13 protein-coding genes are annotated in these 14660 nt (G+C 59.8%); 10 read left to right on the top strand and 3 right to left on the bottom strand.

Going from position 1 to position 14660, the window contains the following annotated elements; all coding sequences use genetic code 11:
• Positions 1-16 precede the first annotated feature (16 nt).
• The 6 genes from pgi (at position 17) to KGA83_RS03260 (ending at position 9498) form a co-directional block, all read left to right on the top strand.
• Positions 17-1681 carry a glucose-6-phosphate isomerase gene (gene pgi, locus KGA83_RS03285; RefSeq protein WP_108216462.1) on the top strand — a complete coding sequence of 555 codons (1665 nt, stop codon included), beginning with the start codon at positions 17-19 and terminating at the stop codon, positions 1679-1681.
• Between the two features lie 303 nt (positions 1682-1984).
• Positions 1985-3922: an acetate--CoA ligase gene (gene acs, locus KGA83_RS03280; protein ID WP_223528381.1), complete on the top strand. Its 1938-nt coding sequence runs from the start codon at positions 1985-1987 to the stop codon at positions 3920-3922.
• Positions 3923-4052: 130 nt separating this feature from the next.
• Complete coding sequence (locus KGA83_RS03275; protein ID WP_223528378.1) at positions 4053-4925, top strand: oxygenase MpaB family protein; 873 nt, start codon at positions 4053-4055, stop codon at positions 4923-4925.
• Positions 4926-5134: 209 nt separating this feature from the next.
• Positions 5135-6151, top strand: a complete 1017-nt coding sequence (locus KGA83_RS03270; RefSeq protein WP_223528364.1) for a class I SAM-dependent rRNA methyltransferase — start codon at positions 5135-5137, stop codon at positions 6149-6151.
• A 93-nt stretch (positions 6152-6244) separates the two neighbouring features.
• Positions 6245-9202, top strand: coding sequence for a DUF748 domain-containing protein (locus tag KGA83_RS03265; protein WP_223528361.1), 2958 nt, complete (start codon positions 6245-6247; stop codon positions 9200-9202).
• Positions 9202-9498 carry a DUF2845 domain-containing protein gene (locus KGA83_RS03260; protein WP_108216458.1) on the top strand — a complete coding sequence of 99 codons (297 nt, stop codon included), beginning with the start codon at positions 9202-9204 and terminating at the stop codon, positions 9496-9498. Before KGA83_RS03265 ends, KGA83_RS03260 begins: the two co-directional genes overlap by 1 nt.
• A 181-nt stretch (positions 9499-9679) precedes the next feature.
• On the opposite strand, the gene KGA83_RS03255 is transcribed toward KGA83_RS03260, so the two are convergent.
• Positions 9680-10036 (bottom strand): BON domain-containing protein, encoded by a 357-nt coding sequence (locus KGA83_RS03255; RefSeq protein ID WP_223528358.1) that lies wholly within the window; start codon positions 10034-10036, stop codon positions 9680-9682.
• 300 nt (positions 10037-10336) lie between these two features.
• The gene (locus tag KGA83_RS03250; protein WP_223528347.1) at positions 10337-10759 is read right to left on the bottom strand and encodes a pilin; all 423 of its coding nucleotides are present in this window, start codon (positions 10757-10759) and stop codon (positions 10337-10339) included.
• A gap of 227 nt (positions 10760-10986) precedes the next feature.
• Between KGA83_RS03250 and KGA83_RS03245 the strand changes: the two genes are divergently transcribed.
• The 4 genes from KGA83_RS03245 to yacG are packed head-to-tail and all read left to right on the top strand — an operon-like array spanning position 10987 to position 13895.
• A complete protein-coding gene (locus tag KGA83_RS03245) occupies positions 10987-12204 on the top strand; it encodes a type II secretion system F family protein (RefSeq protein ID WP_108216455.1) in 1218 nt (405 codons plus the stop codon).
• 1 nt (position 12205) lies between these two features.
• Positions 12206-13078, top strand: a complete 873-nt coding sequence (locus KGA83_RS03240; protein ID WP_108216454.1) for a prepilin peptidase — start codon at positions 12206-12208, stop codon at positions 13076-13078.
• Entirely contained in the window at positions 13075-13698 is a 624-nt protein-coding gene (coaE, locus tag KGA83_RS03235; protein ID WP_108216453.1) for a dephospho-CoA kinase, read from the top strand. Before KGA83_RS03240 ends, coaE begins: the two co-directional genes overlap by 4 nt.
• Positions 13695-13895, top strand: a complete 201-nt coding sequence (yacG, locus tag KGA83_RS03230) for a DNA gyrase inhibitor YacG (protein WP_108216452.1) — start codon at positions 13695-13697, stop codon at positions 13893-13895. Before coaE ends, yacG begins: the two co-directional genes overlap by 4 nt.
• A 34-nt stretch (positions 13896-13929) precedes the next feature.
• On the opposite strand, the gene KGA83_RS03225 is transcribed toward yacG, so the two are convergent.
• Positions 13930-14619 (bottom strand): energy-coupling factor ABC transporter permease, encoded by a 690-nt coding sequence (locus KGA83_RS03225; RefSeq protein WP_007990394.1) that lies wholly within the window; start codon positions 14617-14619, stop codon positions 13930-13932.
• Between the last annotated feature and the right edge of the window lie 41 nt (positions 14620-14660).

The raw sequence follows: 14660 nt of genomic DNA, 5'->3' as shown, positions 1-14660 counted from the left end.
AAGGAAACCCGCAGCGATGGCGTATTACCGCACTCCTCACGACGTTACCGCTTTGCCCGCCTGGCAAGCGTTGAATGACCACCGCCAAGCCATGCAGGATTTCAGCATGCGCGAAGCCTTCAATGCCGATCCGCAGCGTTTTACTCAATTCACCCTCAGCAGCTGCGGCCTGTTTCTCGACTATTCGAAAAACCTGATCAACGCCGAAACCCGCAATTTGCTGGTGGGTCTGGCCAACGAAGTCGACCTCAAGGGCGCAATCAAATCGCTGTTCGACGGCGAAATCGTCAACTCTTCCGAAGGCCGTCCGGCCCTGCACACCGCCCTGCGCCGCCCGGTTGGCGACAAGCTGTCGGTCAACGGCGTCAACGTGATGCCCGAAGTGCACAAAGTGCTGAACCAGATCACCGACCTCGTCGGCCGTATCCACGACGGTCTGTGGCGTGGTTACACCGAGAAGCCGATCACCGACGTGGTCAACATCGGCATCGGCGGCTCCTTCCTCGGCCCTGAGCTGGTGTCCGAAGCGCTGCTGTCTTACGCCCAGAAAGGCGTGCGTTGCCATTACCTGGCGAACATCGACGGCAGCGAGTTCCACGAACTGACCATGAAGCTGCGTGCCGAAACCACGCTGTTCATCGTCTCGTCGAAATCCTTCAACACCCTCGAAACCCTGAAGAACGCCCAGGCCGCCCGTGCCTGGTACCTGGCTCAGGGTGGTTCGGAAGCCGAGTTGTATCGTCACTTCATCGCGGTATCGAGCAACAACGCCGCCGCGGTAGCGTTCGGCATCCGCGAAGAGAACATCTTCCCGATGTGGGACTGGGTCGGCGGGCGCTACTCGCTGTGGTCGGCCATCGGCTTGCCGATTGCCCTGGCCATCGGCATGTCCAACTTCAAGGAATTGCTGTCCGGTGCCTACACCATGGACCAGCACTTCCAGAGCGCGCCGTTCGAACAGAACATGCCGGTGCTGCTGGCCTTGCTCGGCGTGTGGTACGGCAACTTCTGGGGCGCCCAAAGCCACGCGATCCTGCCGTACGACCATTACCTGCGTAACATCACCAAGCACCTGCAACAGCTGGACATGGAATCCAACGGCAAGAGCGTACGCCAGGACGGCAAGCCTGTGTCCACTGACACCGGGCCGGTGATCTGGGGCGGCGTAGGTTGCAACGGTCAGCATGCCTATCACCAGTTGCTGCACCAGGGCACCCAGTTGATCCCGGCTGACTTCATCGTGCCGATCGTAAGCTTCAACCCGGTGTCCGACCACCACCAGTGGCTGTACGCCAACTGCCTGTCGCAGAGCCAGGCGCTGATGCTCGGCAAGACCCTTGGCGAGGCCGAAACCGAACTGCGCGAGAAAGGCATGAGTGAGGCCGAGGTGCACAAACTCGCGCCGCACAAGGTGATCCCGGGCAACCGCCCGAGCAACACCCTGGTGGTCGAGCGCATCAGCCCGCGTCGCCTCGGCGCACTGGTGGCGATGTACGAGCACAAAGTCTTCGTGCAAAGCGTGATCTGGGGCATCAACGCCTTCGACCAGTGGGGAGTGGAGCTGGGCAAGGAGCTGGGCAAAGGCGTCTACAACCGCCTGGTCGGCAGCGAAGAAACCGCGGCCGAGGACGCCTCGACCCAAGGGCTGATCAACTACTTCCGTGGTCGTCACCGCGGGTGATTTGACAGCACAGCCCACAGGCTTTGTGTAGAGCACAGAGTCTGTGGACGAAAGAAATTCCCTGTGGGAGCGAGCTTGCTCCGGGCGGCGATCCGACGATAGCGGTCTGACAGTCGACAACTATATTGACTGTCACGCCCCCATCGCGAGCAATCGAGCGTCGACCGGCTGCTCCCACAGTGGTTTATGGTGTTCTCTCATTCTGCGGTGAGCCTGTCTCCATACCGATTGGCGACTGACTTGAACCCTTTGACTACTCGGCGCATCTTTATCTTTGTCGCAAAACAAGAATAAGGAACCGTCATGTTCGATATCAGCACGTTCCCCAAAGCCGATGCCGTCCGCCGGGCTGCACAATTGAGTCAAGACGACTATCAGCGCCTGTACCGCGAGTCCGTTGAACACCCCAGTACGTTCTGGGCTGAACAGGCCACCCGCTTCCTCGACTGGAGCGCACCGTGGCAGACCGTCCAGCGCTACGACCTGAAGACCGGTGAGGCCAGCTGGTTTGCCGGTGCAAAGCTGAACGTCAGCTACAACTGCATCGACCGGCACCTGGAAAAACGCGGCGATCAGGTCGCCATCATCTGGGAAGGCGACGACCCTGCCGACTCCACCTCCATTACCTACAAAAATTTGCATGAAAACGTCTGCCGCCTGGCTAACGTGCTGAAAAGCCGTGGCGTGAAAAAAGGCGACCGCGTGTGCATCTACCTGCCGATGATTCCCGAGGCGGCCTACGCCATGCTGGCCTGTACCCGCATTGGCGCGGTGCATTCGGTGGTGTTCGGCGGCTTCTCCCCGGACTCGTTGCGCGATCGTATTCTCGACGCCGACTGTCGTACCGTGATTACCGCGGACGAAGGCGTGCGCGGCGGCAAGGTCGTGCCCCTCAAGCATAACGTCGACAAGGCGCTGCAAAGCTGCCCGGACGTGAGCAGCGTGCTGGTGGTCGAGCGCACCAAGGGGCAGGTGAACTGGGTCGATGGACGGGACATCAAGTATCAGCAGGCCCTGCACGATGCCAGCGCCGATTGCCTGCCCGAGCCGATGGACGCCGAGGACCCGTTGTTCATCCTCTACACCTCCGGCAGTACCGGCAAACCCAAAGGCGTGCTGCACACCACCGGCGGCTACCTGTTGCAAGCCGCGATGACCTTCAAGTACGTGCTGGACTACCGCGATGGCGAAGTCTTCTGGTGCACCGCCGACATCGGCTGGGTCACAGGCCACAGCTACATTGTGTACGGCCCGCTGGCCAACGGCGCGACCACGCTGATCTTCGAAGGCGTACCGAGCTACCCGAGTACCTCGCGCTTCTGGCAGGTGATCGACAAGCACAAGGTGAACATTTTCTACACCGCCCCGACGGCGCTGCGTGCGCTGATGCGCGAAGGCCCCGAACCGTTGAAACAAACATCCCGCGCCAGCGTCAGGCTGCTCGGTACGGTCGGCGAGCCGATCAACCCGGAAGCGTGGCAGTGGTACTTCCATGAGGTCGGCGAAGAGCGCTGCCCGATCGTCGATACCTGGTGGCAGACCGAAACCGGCGCCATCATGCTCAGCCCGCTGGTCAGTGCACAGCGGATCAAGCCCGGTTGCGCGACACAACCGATGTTCGGCGTACAGCCGGTATTGCTCGACGAGCAGGGCAAGGAAATCAAAGGCGCCGGCAGCGGCGTACTCGCCTTGAAGTCCAGCTGGCCGGCACAGATCCGCAGCGTCTATCGCGACCCGCAACGCATGGTCGACACCTATTTCAAACCTTACCCCGGCTACTACTTCACCGGTGACGGCGCACGACGCGATGAAGATGGTGATTACTGGATCACCGGGCGCATCGACGATGTGATCAACGTGTCCGGCCACCGCATCGGCACCGCCGAAGTGGAAAGCGCCCTGGTGCTGCACGAGAGCATCGCCGAAGCAGCTGCAGTCGGTTATCCCCACGACATCAAAGGCCAGGGCATCTATGTCTTCGTCACGCCCATGAAAGGCGTCGAAACCAGCGATGAACTGAAGAAAGAATTGCTGGCCCTCGTCAGCCAGGAAATCGGCAGTTTCGCCAAACCGGATTTGATCCAGTGGGCGCCGGCCCTGCCGAAAACCCGTTCAGGCAAGATCATGCGGCGCATTCTACGCAAGATCGCCTGCAATGAACTCGACAGCCTGGGCGACACTTCGACCCTGGCTGACCCGAGCGTGGTGCAAGACTTGATCGATAAACGCCTGAATCAATGACGTACTGGCCTTTGTAGGAGCGAGCTTGCTCGCGATGAACTCAAGCGCGCCGCGTGTATTCAGGAGAAACGCGTTACCGTTAACGTCCATCGCGAGCGAGCTCGCTCCTACAGAAAACCATTGAGTGGCCATGGAATTCATCCGCACCCGCATCGAAACCCAGATCATGAGCCTGAGCGGTTTGTCCCTGGGCAAACTCGACCTGGAAAACCCCAAGGGCGACCCTGGGCTGTTCGGGCCAGACTCGGTGAGCTGGCAAGTCCATGGCGATTTCAGCAGCATGCTGATCGGCGGCATCAGTGCCCTGATGCTGCAAGCCCTGCACCCGCTGGCGTTGGCCGGGGTTTGGGACCATTCAAACTTTCGTGAAGACATGCTCGGCCGCTTGCGCCGTACTGGGCAGTTCATTTCCGGCACTACGTTCGGCTCACGACAGGACGCAGACTGGTTGATCGAGAAGGTCCGTACCATCCACTCGCAGATTACCGGCACCGCGCCGGATGGGCGCCCCTACGCTGCCAGCGATCCCGATTTACTGACATGGGTGCACGTGGCGGAAGTCAGTAATTTCCTCGCTGCACACTTGCGCTATCGCAATCCGCACCTGTCCCCAGCCGATCAGGATCGCTATTACGCTGAAATTGCCCTGATCGCCGAGCGACTCGGGGCCAGGGATGTACCCCGTTCGCGGCGGGAAATTGCCGACTACCTTGAGCGCATCCGTCCACAACTGCTGTGTGACGAGCGCAGTCGTGAAGTCCTGCACCTGTTGCTGAACGCCCCCTCCCCCAGTCGCCTGGCCAAGCCTTTCGGCGGTTTGATGATGCAGGCCGGGGTCGATCTGCTGCCGGACTGGGCCAGTGACATGCTCGGCGTCAGCCAGAACCCGCTGCAACGCAAGCTGATCCGCGCCAGTGTCAATCGCAGTGCGCCGATGCTGCGCTGGGCGGTGCGTAATGGATCGGTGCAGCGGGCCAAACGGCGGATGGGGTTGCTGACCTGAGTACAGGTCCTTGAATGTGATCACTCTGTGGCGAGGGAGCTTGCTCCCGCTCGAGTGCGCAGCACTCGCATATAAATCGAAACGTACCAGGATTTTGGGGCCGCTTCGCAGCCCAGCGGGAGCAAGCTCCCTCGCCACGGGCAAGCCCCTCATCTCTGTTCCACAGTGTTAAACTCCCGCGCCCAATTCCCTCCTGCAAGGCGCCCAGCATGTCTTCCTTGAATCAGGCGCTGCGCGCCGCCCTCGAACGTCGCCAGGATCTGCTGACGGAGCTGCACAGCCAGGGCACCGATTGCTATCGCCTGTTCCACGGCAGCCAGGAAGGTGCCGGTGGCCTGACCATCGACCGCTACGGTCCGCAACTGATGGTGCAGAGCTTCCACCAATCGCTGGAGCGCGAGGAACTGCTGCAACTGCACGAAACGATCAATCAGCACCTTGGTTTTGACACCCTGCTGGTCTACAACGACCGCTCCCGTGGCAACTCGCGCATCGATCGCGAAGACATCGTCTACCGCGCCGACGAAGCCGCTCTGCAAGACCTGGTTGGCCACGAATGGGGCCTGAACTATCGGGTGCGTGGTCGCCATTCCGGACAAGACCCGCTGCTGTTCCTCGACCTGCGCAACACCCGTGGCTGGGTCAAGGACCACAGCAAAAACAAAAGCGTGCTGAACCTGTTCGCCTACACCTGTGGTGTCGGCCTCTGTGCTGCCGCCGGTGGTGCGCGCGAGGTGTGCAACCTGGACTTCGCCGAAGGCAACCTGGCGGTCGGCCGAGAGAACGGTCAACTCAATCCGCAGTTGCCAACCATGGAATTTATCCAGTCCGACTACTTCCCGGCCATTCGCCAACTGGCCGGCCTGCCGATCAGCCAGCGCCGCGGGCAAAAACTGCCGAGCTATCAGCGCCTGGAACAGCGCCAGTACGATCTGGTGCTGCTCGACCCTCCGGCGTGGGCCAAGAGCGCATTCGGCACCGTCGACCTGCTGCGCGACTACCAGAGCCTGCTCAAACCGGCCCTGCTGACCACTGCCGACAACGGCGTGCTGATCTGCTGCAACAACCTGGCGAAAGTCAGCATGGACGACTGGCGCGAGCAGGTTTTGCGTTGCGCAGAGAAGGCCGGGCGGCCGGTGCGTGAGTGGAGCGTGATGAAGCCGGGCGCCGACTTCCCGTCGATGGATCAGCAACCACCGCTGAAAACCCTGATCTTGCAGCTCTGATTACTGTGGGAGAAATCTGAAACTTACTGAACAGGGCGATCACTTGGGAACCGGAAACGCGTGCCATACTCCAAGGCACTCCGATCCAGACAGATGAAGCCGCACATGTACAAAGGATTGATTCGCGCCGTCGGCGCCTTGTTGACTGCTCTGGCCCTCTACAGCTTGCTGGGTTTTCTGATTTTACCGGGTGTCGCGCTGCGCGTTGCCAACCAGCAACTGGCCAACTACGCCACTACACCCGCCACGATCCAGCGGATCGAATTCAATCCGTTCAGCCTTGAACTGACCCTGTGGGGCTTGAACATCGGCGAGCCCGGCAAGGAGCAGGTCGGTTTCGAACGCCTGTACGCCAATCTGCAACTCGACAGCCTGTGGACCAAGGCGGTGCACCTGTCCGATGTCGAACTGGACAAGCCCAAGACCGAAATCCTGTTCGGCAAGGACGGCAAACTCAATCTGCTGGGGCTGTTCAAACTGCCAGCGAGCGAACCTACACCCGCCGACCCGGATGCCAAGCCGTTTCCGCTGCGCATCGAGCGGATCAAACTGGCCGGCGGCGCCGTGCACTTTGAAGATGCCCGGCCCAGCGAGCCCATCGAGTTTCTCTACGACACACTCGATTTCGAGTTGAAGAACCTCAGCACCCTGCCCGATGACAGCGCCGACATGACCTTGGTGGCCGTCGGCCCCAATGGCGGACAGATCGACTGGACCGGCAACTTCAGCCTGGTCCCGATCGCCTCCGAAGGTAAGCTGAAAATCACCGATGGCAAGATGAAAGCCTTCTGGCCCTATGTGCGCGACGCCGTGCCACTGGACCTCGAAAACGGCGTCATGAGCATCAGTACCGACTACAAATTCAGCCTGGCCAAGGAAACCGAGCTGCTGTTGAGCAATGTAGCGGTCAACATTGCACCCTTCGCGATCAAGGCCCCGGATGGTCGGCCGCTGGTGAAGCTCGAACGCCTGGACGTCAGTGAAACCACTGTAGACCTGGCCAAGCAGCAAGTGGTGGTCGGCAAGATCCGCAGCCATAAACTGGAAACCTGGGCCGCCCTGGAGTCCGACGGCCAACTCGACTGGCAGAAACTGTTCGCCAGCCAACCGTCAAAACCCGCAGCCAAAGCCAAGGCGGATGCCGAACCGGCCAGCGCCCCGGCGGCAGCTGACTCACCGAAACCTGAACCAGCCGCGCCAGACAAACCTTGGCAAGTGCTGCTCAAGGACGTGCAGTTGCGCGACTACCAGGTGCATCTGGCTGACCGCAAGGCACAACCCGCCGTCGCCCTGGATCTGAGCCCGCTGAACCTCGACCTGCAAAACTTCGACAGCCTCAACGGCTCGCCCTTTACCCTCAAGCTCGATACCGGTGTGGGCAAGCAGGGCAGGATCATGGCCGAGGGCGAGGTCAACCTGGCCCCCGTCAGCGCCAGACTGAAGGTCCAGACCAGGGACATCGACCTGCGGGTCGCTCAGTCCTACATCACCCCGTTCATTCGCCTGGAACTGCGCAGCGGCATGCTCGGCAGCGATCTGGCGGTCGACCTGAAAAGCACCGAGCCCCTGGCCTTCAGCATCGCCGGCCGCGCCCAGGTCGATCAGTTGCATACCCTGGACACCCTGAAAACCCGCGACTTCCTCAAGTGGCAACAGGTCGTGGTCGAAGGCCTGAACTATCAGCATGGAGACAGCCTGTCGATCGACAAGATCAACCTGTTCCAGCCTTATGCGCGCTTCATGATCAACGATGATCGCACCACCAACATCGATGACCTGCTGATTCCGCAACCCGCGGACTCCGGGGCAAAACCGGCAGCGAGCAAGCCGGCCAGCAATGAAAAGCCGTTGGGCATCCACATCGGCGGCATTTTCATCAATGACGGTTCGGCCAACTTCGCCGACTTCAGCCTGACCCCGAACTTCGCCACCGCCATCCAGCAGCTCAACGGGCAGATCGGCACCATCGACAGCCGCCAGCCGAAACCGGCCGGTGTCGACGTCAAGGGCAAGGTCGATCGCTATGCGCCGGTGACCATCAAGGGCGCCGTCAATCCATTCGATCCGATGGCCAGCCTCGACATCGCCACCAGCTTCAAACGCGTGGAACTGACCACGCTGACGCCCTACTCCGGCAAGTTCGCCGGCTACCGTATCCGCAAGGGCCGGCTCAATCTCGATTTGCACTACCAGATCACCAAGGGCCAGCTCAAAGCTGATAACAAAGTGGTGGTCGAACAACTGCAACTGGGTGAAAAAGTCGACAGTCCGGACGCCGTGAGCCTGCCGCTGAAACTGGCGATTGCCTTGCTCAAGGACGTCGATGGCAAGATCTCCATCGAACTGCCGGTCAGCGGCGACCTGAACAACCCTCAGTTCAGCGTCATGCCGATTATCTGGCAGAGCCTGCGCAACCTGATCGTCAAAGCCGCGGCAGCACCGTTCAAACTCATTGGCGGGCTGGTCAACGGTGGTGGCTCGGAAGACCTGGGCAGCGTTTCATTCGCAGCCGGTTCCAGCGACTTGGGCAAGGACGCCGAAGGTGCCTTGGACAAACTGTCCAAAGCACTCAAGGAGCGCCCGGCCCTGCGCCTGGAAATCGAAGGCACCGCCGCCCAGAGCAGCGATGGCCCGCTGATCGCCGAACAACGCCTGGAGCGTGAATACCAGTACAACTACTACAAAATGCTCCAGCGCCGCGGCGACAAGGTCCCGGCCCAGGCTTCGTTGCTGGAAGTGCCGGACGACGAAAAAGGCCCGCTGCTTGAAGGTATCTACCGCATCCGCCTGAAAACCCAGCCCCCTGCCGAATGGAAGGACCTGGGCAAGGAAGAGCGCACCGCGAAAATGCGCGCCGAGGTGATCAAGTTCTGGAGCTCCAGTGACGTGCTGTTGCGTCAACTGGGCCAGGAACGCGCCAGCAGCATCAAGGATTACCTGGTCGACAAGGCGCAGCTGGAAGACGACCGGGTGTACTTCATCGACGCCAATCTGGGCGAGGCGCAAAGTGATGGTCGCGTGGTGACACCGATGCATCTGGATGCCGAGTGATGATTCGGTGGCTGCTGGCAGGCCTGGTTCTGGCGCTATCGATCAGTCAGGCCTGGGCGGCCGATACCCTGCGCTGTGGCAGCCAATTGATCAGCGTCGGTGATCGCTCGAGTGAGGTCTTGCACAAGTGCGGAGAACCGGTCAGTCGCGACCTGCTGGGTTACAAGCGCAGTGCCGATCGGCGCGAGGAGTTTCAGGTCGAGGAATGGACCTACGGACCGAATGGCGGGATGTATCAATACTTGCGGTTCGAAGGTAATCGGCTGAAGCAGATCACCAGCAAACGCGGCAACTAATTTGCCACTATCCAATGTGGCAGCAAGCCCGCTCCCACAATTGATTTGGCCCCGGCAAAAATGCGCGGGGCCCGTGACGGCCACATCCTTATGGCCCTTCGCATGAACACTGAGGTTGCAACAGACGTAAGACTCGGCCCGTCTGTCGCGCCTTCTCCCGGTCCAGGCGAGAAGCTTTGCCTTACTCGGCTTTCAGGCCGTCAGCGGAGACCGCCTTGACGCCTTTGATTTTCTTGGTGATGGACACTGCCATTTCTTTTTGCGAATCGGTCACGGCGGTGGTCGACGACAGCGATACCACGCCTTCGTTGGTTTCAACCTTGATATCGCTACCTGGAATACCTTTTTCGGTCATCAGGTCGGCTTTGACTTTAGTGGTGATCCAGGTATCGGAAGTAGCTTCTTTCGCTTTGGCCATTTCACCGGCAGCCAGCACCATTGGCGACTGAGTTGCCTGGGTGGTTTGAGCAAACGCGACGTTGGCCATGGTCAGGGTCAGCGCGGTCGCAGCAGCGGCAGTGATAGCGAACTTTTTCATACGAGTAACTCCTGTTTTTCGGAAAAGTCTGCCGGGTGCCATGTCGGCAGGGTTACCTGGGATATTGCGAACGCTATGCCAACTTTAAAGCAGAGAACAAAACCTGATAAATCAACAAATTATAAAATCAGCCAATTTTCGGAATCATGCAAAATGCACGAGACGCAGAAACGCAGCATGCAAGTTGCGGGTTTCTGGAAAGTTCCTAAGATCCTGAATTTCCGAGCTTTCTCTGTAGCTTTTGACGACGGTTCGATAAACAGGAAAAACCCCGCAATGGCGGGGATTTGATTCAGCTATTCATGTCGCGGAACCGGAACACCCTTTGGGCAAGTAATCCGGGGAAACGCTGCTCTTACATGACCAGCCTTTGGTTTCGTCCCGTGTCAGGATAACGGTTTTGCCCTGGACCACCCCCGGGGCATTGTGCAACGTACATACGATTGATCCCGCCCCCTCCGCAGTTGAAGCCGTCACAGACAGGGCGCAGTGGTTGGTCGATGTCGCGCCGGCGGGCGCCACGTTGGCAATTGTCGGGGTTTCCCCCTGGTTAATCACATCCTCGAACGGCACCTTCATTGCAGTCAGTTCGGCCAGCGCCGCCGTGACTTTGGCCCGAGCCTGGTATTTGGAATACATCGGCAGTCCCAGAGTTGCCAGGATCCCGATGATCGCCACCACGACGAGCAACTCGATCAGGGTAAAACCTTTTTGTTTGTTCATGTACAGGCTCCATGCATGAGTCGAAAGCTCATGACCTGCCCCATGGCAGCACAGCCTGTGCCAAGGCCAAAAGCCCCTGTTGACAGGGGGCATGGTGGCGGTAAAGCCCTTACCTATTACCAGGATCGGCACTATCTGACGTTTTTTGTCACCTTACCCTTGCGGGTTTGGCCCCGTCCCTTGACTAGGCTATAAGAGCAATTCAATTGGAATACCCAGGACTGAACATGGCGGTCAAGGCAGCGAAAGTCAGCGTGTATGCATGGGAAGGCATCGACCGCAAAGGCACAAAAGTGACCGGCGAACTCAGCGCTCAAAACCCGGCGCTGATCAAGGCGAAACTGCGCAAGCAAGGCATCAGTCCGGGCAAGGTTCGCAAAAAAAATCCGTCGATTTTCGACATGGGCAAGCGCATCAAGGCCCATGACATTGCCCTGTTCACCCGGCAAATGGCGACGATGATGAAAGCCGGCGTGCCGTTGCTGCAGTCCTTCGACATCATCGGCGAGGGCTTCGACAATCCAGCCATGCGCAAGCTGGTGGACGAACTGAAACAGGAAGTTTCAGCAGGCAGCAGCTTCGCCGCCGCCCTGCGCAAGAAGCCCCGGTATTTCGACGAGCTGTATTGCAACCTGGTGGATGCCGGCGAGCAGGCCGGTGCCCTCGACACCCTTTTGGAGCGGGTCGCGACCTACAAGGAAAAAAGCGAAAGCCTCAAGGCCAGGATCAGGAAAGCCATGACCTACCCGCTGGTAGTGGTGTTCGTCGCGGCGATTGTCAGCGGGATTCTGCTGGTCAATGTCGTGCCGCAGTTCGAATCCGTGTTCAAAGGCTTTGGCGCCGAACTGCCGGCCTTCACCGTGATGGTCATTGGCCTGTCGCAATTCATGCAGGCCTGGTGGTGGGTGGTCCTTGGCACGCTGATCACCATGGCCTTCGGCGTGCGCCACGCCCTCAGGACATCCAAGGCATTGCGTGACCGGATGGACACCTGGCTGCTGAAACTGCCGCTGGTGGGCCCCCTGATGCACAAGTCCGCCGTGGCCCGGTTCGCCCGTACACTGTCGACCACGTTCGCTGCCGGTGTACCGCTGGTGGAGGCCCTGGAATCAGTGGCCGGTGCGACCGGCAATATCGTGTTCAAGCGCGCGGTGCTGCGCATCCGGCAGGACATCTCGACCGGCATGCAATTGAATTTCGCCATGCGTACCTGCGGTGTCTTCCCGAACATGGCGATACAGATGACTGCCATCGGCGAAGAGTCAGGCACCCTGGACGCCATGCTCGACAAAGTCGCGGGGTTCTATGAAGACAACGTCGATAACATGGTCGATAACCTCACCAGCCTGATGGAGCCGTTCATCATGGTGGTGCTGGGTGTTATCGTCGGTGGACTGGTAGTTGCCATGTACCTGCCCATCTTCCAACTTGGCTCAGCGATCTGACATGCCCTTGAATGAAATTCTGATTCACTCTGCGCTGGCCTTTGTCCTTCTCGCAGGCATCACCGGCCTGCTGGTCGGCAGTTTCCTCAATGTCGTGATCTGGCGCCTGCCGAAAATGCTCGAACGCGACTGGCGTGAGCAGGCCCATGACATTCTCGGGCTGCCTGGCGAAACACCGCTGCCGACCTACAACCTGTTGCTGCCCCATTCCCAGTGCCCGCACTGCGGTCACCGAATCCGCGCCTGGGAAAACATCCCGCTGCTCAGTTATGTATTTTTGCGCGGGCGCTGTTCGGCCTGTGCGGCGGCAATCAGCCCGCGCTATCCGTTGACCGAACTGGCCTGCGGGCTGTTGTCGGCGTTTGTTGCCTGGCACTTCGGCTTCGGTTGGCCGGCCGGCCTGGTGCTGGTCCTGAGCTGGGGCTTGCTGGCGATGAGCCTGATCGACGCCGAACATCAGATATTGCCGGACGTACTGGTGCTGCCGTTGATGTGGCTGGGGTTGATCGTCAACAGTTTCGGCCTGTTCGTGTCGTTGCACGAGGCGCTTTGGGGCGCGATTGCCGGCTACGGCCTGCTGTGGTCGGTGTTCTGGCTGTTCAAACTGATCACGGGCAAGGACGGCATGGGCTACGGAGATTTCAAGCTGCTGGCGATGCTGGGCGCCTGGGGTGGCTGGCAGATTCTGCCGCTGACCATCCTGCTGTCCTCGCTGGTGGGTGCCATTATCGGGCTGATGATGCTGCGCTTGCGCAACGCAAAAACCTCGACGCCAATCCCTTTCGGCCCCTATCTGGCCATTGCCGGCTGGATTGCGTTGCTCTGGGGTGGTCAAATAACCGACCTCTATTGGCAGTTTGTCGGTTTGAAATGAATAGCCCTGTGGAAAAACCCTGGATTCTCGGCCTGACCGGCGGCATCGGCAGCGGCAAAAGTGCGGCCGCCCAACACTTCATCGATCTGGGCGTGCATGTGGTCGACGCCGATCATGCCGCTCGCTGGGTAGTTGAACCTGGCCGCCCGGCACTGGCACAAATCGCCGAACACTTCGGTCCCGGCGTGTTACAGGCCGACGGGCAACTGGACCGCGCCGCGCTACGCAAATTGATCTTCGAAGTGCCTGAAGAGCGCCGCTGGCTGGAAGCCCTCCTGCATCCGTTGATCGGCGAGGAGATCGCTCACCACTTGGCGCTGGCAAAATCGCCTTATGCGATTCTGGTTTCGCCGCTGCTGATCGAGTCCGGGCAATACGCCATGACTCAACGGGTGCTGGTGATCGATGCCCCCGAACAATTGCAGATCGAACGCACCCTGCAACGTGACCAGACCAGCGAGCAGCAAGTCCAGGCGATCCTCAAGGCCCAGTCCTGCCGCCAGGATCGCGTGAGCCATGCCGACGACGTCGTGGTCAATGACCGCGACCTCGCCTGGCTGTACAGCGAGGTCGAACGCCTGCATCACTTTTATCTTTCTTTGCGTGGAGGCCAGTCATGAGCCAACCAACAACCGTCGAATGCCCAACCTGCGGCGCCCCCGTGGAATGGACCGCCGAGAGCAAATACCGGCCATTTTGCTCCGACCGCTGCAAACTGATCGACCTGGGCGCCTGGGCGTCAGAAGAGCACAAGATTCCAGTGCCTCCCGATGCCGAGGACGAGATGTTCAGCGGCGACTTCGACCCGCGCCACTGATCCATCGAGACGGCGATTCCAGGCTTTGCGTGGATCAGGACTTGGGATCGTCGTCCTTCCAGGGAGCCGAGAGATAGCGTGTGCGGTTGAACGTCTCCAGCCACTCCGGACAAAACACCACCAGCGCACTGACGATCATGCCGTTGATAAACGCTTCGGGAAAAATGATCAGCCACAGATATCCGACAAAATCTTCCAGCCAGTACGGCATGGCAAAACGCTCGTCGAACCATAACAACCAAAGCGCCAGCAGCAGACACAGCAACGCCGACAGCGCCGCCGCAAAGAAGCCGGACACGAAGATATACACGAAGGGATTTCGTGGCTGCGCACGCTCCACCAGAATGGCGCAGCACTCAGTGACCAGCACCGGCAACGCGATCAGCAGCGCACCATTGACCCCAACCGCCGCCAGATCCTGTCGACCGAGCAACACCAGCCCCGTTTGCGCCACCAGGCCGCCAACCAGCGCCAGCGGCCAGTCCAGCAACAGGGTCACCGCCGTCATGCCGATAAAGTGATAAGACACGCCGGTATCGAAGTCCCGCCGCACCAGCCACAACAGAAACAGCGCAAACACCGTTCCAAACAGCAGATGCTGACGACGGCTGTCGGTGAATAGCTCAACCCACGGCGCGCGACAGATGGCCCAGATCAACACCGGCACATAGATCAGCCAGCCGACCGCAAGGGTTTGCGATGACAGCAACTCTGCACCGATCATGGCTACGCGCGTCTCCCAGGCGAAGAACAACAGACACTTAG

It is taken from the genome of Pseudomonas sp. GL-R-19 (assembly GCF_019956375.1).
GTDB lineage: Bacteria > Pseudomonadota > Gammaproteobacteria > Pseudomonadales > Pseudomonadaceae > Aquipseudomonas.
This window is presented reverse-complemented; position numbering and strand designations above follow the sequence as displayed.

Coding starts and splice junctions, on each gene's coding strand:
- acs (WP_223528381.1), top strand. CDS start 1,985: ATGTTCGATATCAGCACGTTCCCCAAAGCCGATGCCGTCCGCCGGGCT.
- KGA83_RS03255 (WP_223528358.1), bottom strand. CDS start 10,036: ATGAAAAAGTTCGCTATCACTGCCGCTGCTGCGACCGCGCTGACCCTG.
- KGA83_RS03265 (WP_223528361.1), top strand. CDS start 6,245: ATGAAGCCGCACATGTACAAAGGATTGATTCGCGCCGTCGGCGCCTTG.
- coaE (WP_108216453.1), top strand. CDS start 13,075: ATGAATAGCCCTGTGGAAAAACCCTGGATTCTCGGCCTGACCGGCGGC.
- pgi (WP_108216462.1), top strand. CDS start 17: ATGGCGTATTACCGCACTCCTCACGACGTTACCGCTTTGCCCGCCTGG.
- KGA83_RS03225 (WP_007990394.1), bottom strand. CDS start 14,619: ATGATCGGTGCAGAGTTGCTGTCATCGCAAACCCTTGCGGTCGGCTGG.
- yacG (WP_108216452.1), top strand. CDS start 13,695: ATGAGCCAACCAACAACCGTCGAATGCCCAACCTGCGGCGCCCCCGTG.
- KGA83_RS03240 (WP_108216454.1), top strand. CDS start 12,206: ATGCCCTTGAATGAAATTCTGATTCACTCTGCGCTGGCCTTTGTCCTT.
- KGA83_RS03260 (WP_108216458.1), top strand. CDS start 9,202: ATGATTCGGTGGCTGCTGGCAGGCCTGGTTCTGGCGCTATCGATCAGT.
- KGA83_RS03245 (WP_108216455.1), top strand. CDS start 10,987: ATGGCGGTCAAGGCAGCGAAAGTCAGCGTGTATGCATGGGAAGGCATC.
- KGA83_RS03275 (WP_223528378.1), top strand. CDS start 4,053: ATGGAATTCATCCGCACCCGCATCGAAACCCAGATCATGAGCCTGAGC.
- KGA83_RS03270 (WP_223528364.1), top strand. CDS start 5,135: ATGTCTTCCTTGAATCAGGCGCTGCGCGCCGCCCTCGAACGTCGCCAG.
- KGA83_RS03250 (WP_223528347.1), bottom strand. CDS start 10,759: ATGAACAAACAAAAAGGTTTTACCCTGATCGAGTTGCTCGTCGTGGTG.